Source organism: Streptomyces sp. UH6 (assembly GCF_013421635.1).
Taxonomy (GTDB): domain Bacteria; phylum Actinomycetota; class Actinomycetes; order Streptomycetales; family Streptomycetaceae; genus Streptomyces; species Streptomyces abyssomicinicus.
The window spans coordinates 1-1,938 of sequence record NZ_JACADT010001040.1 but is presented as its reverse complement, the minus strand read 5'-3'; the positions used below and the strand labels follow the sequence as shown (position 1 = coordinate 1,938).

General features: G+C 71.9%; 2 protein-coding genes. Both read right to left on the bottom strand.

What is annotated here, in order from left to right; translation table 11 throughout:
• Nucleotides 1–21: 21 nt before the first annotated feature.
• Complete coding sequence (locus HW445_RS28915) at nucleotides 22–1,281, bottom strand: cation:proton antiporter (protein ID WP_180223801.1); 1,260 nt, start codon at nucleotides 1,279–1,281, stop codon at nucleotides 22–24.
• A 4-nt stretch (nucleotides 1,282–1,285) separates the two neighbouring features.
• Nucleotides 1,286–1,714, bottom strand: coding sequence for a cation:proton antiporter regulatory subunit (locus tag HW445_RS28910; RefSeq protein ID WP_180223800.1), 429 nt, complete (start codon nucleotides 1,712–1,714; stop codon nucleotides 1,286–1,288).
• Between the last annotated feature and the right edge of the window lie 224 nt (nucleotides 1,715–1,938).

Below are 1,938 nucleotides of genomic sequence, written 5' to 3'. Positions count from 1 at the left end.
GGCGGGGACGCTCAGGTCCGCTCAGGACCGCTCGACGGAATCCGCCTCGAGCCGTTCCGCCGCGGGAGCCTCCGAGGAGCCGTCCTGCGCCACGGCCTTGGCGCCCGCCGCGCGACGACGGGCCGACGCCCGGGTCAGCGCCAGGGCCACCGGCTGGGTGTAGCGCGCGGTGAGCGGGCCGACGATCACCAGGATCAGCACGTACGCCGTGGCCAGCGGACCCAGTCGCGGCTCGATGCCGGAGGTCACCGCCAGCCCCGCGATCACGATGGAGAACTCGCCGCGCGCGACCAGCGTCCCGCCGGCGCGCCACCGGCCGTTGACCGAGACACCGGCCCGCCGGGCCGCCCAATAACCGGTGGCGATCTTGCTGAGGGCGGTGACCAGGGCCAGCGCCAGCGCGGGCAGCAGCACCGGCGGGATCTCGGCCGGGTCGGTGTGCAGGCCGAAGAAGACGAAGAACACGGCGGCGAACAGGTCCCGCAGCGGCGACAGCAGATGGTGCGCGCCCTCCGCGACCTCGCCGGACAGCGCGATGCCCACCAGGAACGCGCCGACCGCCGCCGACACCTGGAGCTGCTGGGCGACCCCCGCCACCAGCAGGGTCAGCCCCAGCACCACCAGCAGCAGCTTCTCCGGATCCTGGTGCGACACGAACCGGGAGATGTGCCGTCCGAACCGGACCGCCAGGAAGAGCACCAGCCCGGCGACGCCCAGGGCGATCGCCAGCGTCACGCTGCCGGCCGCGAGGCCGGAGCCGGCCAGCAGGGCCGTGATGATCGGCAGATAGACCGCCATGGAGAGGTCCTCGAGGACCAGGATGCTCAGGATCACCGGGGTCTCCCGGTTGCCCACCCGTCCCAGGTCGTTCAGCACCTTGGCGATGACGCCGGAGGACGAGATCCAGGTGACGCCCGCCAGGACCACCGCCGCCACCGGGCCCCAGCCCAGCAGCAGCGCCATCGCGGCGCCCGGCAGTGCGTTGAGCACCATGTCGACCAGACCGGCCGGGTACTGCGTCTTCAGATTGGTGACCAGGTCGGTGGCGGTGTACTCCAGGCCCAGCATCAGCAGGAGCAGGATCACGCCGATCTCGGCACCGATCGCCACGAACTCCTCGCTGGCGCCGAGCGGCAGCAGCCCGCCCTCGCCGAAGGCGAGTCCGGCCAGCAGGTAGAGGGGGATCGGGGAGAACTGGAAGCGCCCGGCGAAGCGTCCGAGCAGGCCCAGCCCGAGGATGATGGCGCCGAATTCGATCAGGAACGTCGCGGTCGAATGCACCACATCACTCCTGTCCGAGTATCGCCGCGGCGGCCTCGACGCCCTCGCGGGTGCCGATCACGATGAGGATGTCTCCACCCGCGAGACGGAAGTCCGGCGTCGGCGACGGGATCGCCTCGGCCCGGCGCATCACCGCGACGATCGACGCCCCGGTGCGCGTCCGCATCTGCGTGTCGCCGAGCAGCCGGCCGTTCCAGCGCGCGGTGGCGGCGAGTTCGATGCGCTCGGCGACCAGGCCGAGGTCGTTGGCGGAGAGCAGGCTGGGGCTGTGGTGGGCCGGCATCAGCGCGTCGACCAGCGCCTGCGACTCACCGGCGGTGAGGTGCACCGACATCTCGGCGGCGTCCGGGTCGTCCTGGCGGTAGGCGGTGATGGTGCGGCTGCCGTCGCGCTGCGCCACGACCGAGACGCAGCGGTGTTCCCGCGTCGTCATGTCGTACCGCACTCCGATCCCTGGCAGGGGGGTGCTGCTGAGACGTGGAATTCCCACGGCAGTCCCTTTCGCTCATGTTCGTCCGGGTTCGTACCGGGTGGTATGTGTAATGGGCAGGTAAAAACCCGCTCAGCCACCTTAAGGGACCGTGCGAAACGCCGGGATGCGCCGCCGGGGCCCGGAACTGACGCGGGCCGGGGGCGGCCGGGCGGACGGCCGCGCCC

Coding starts and splice junctions, on each gene's coding strand:
- HW445_RS28910 (WP_180223800.1), bottom strand. CDS start 1,714: ATGACGACGCGGGAACACCGCTGCGTCTCGGTCGTGGCGCAGCGCGAC.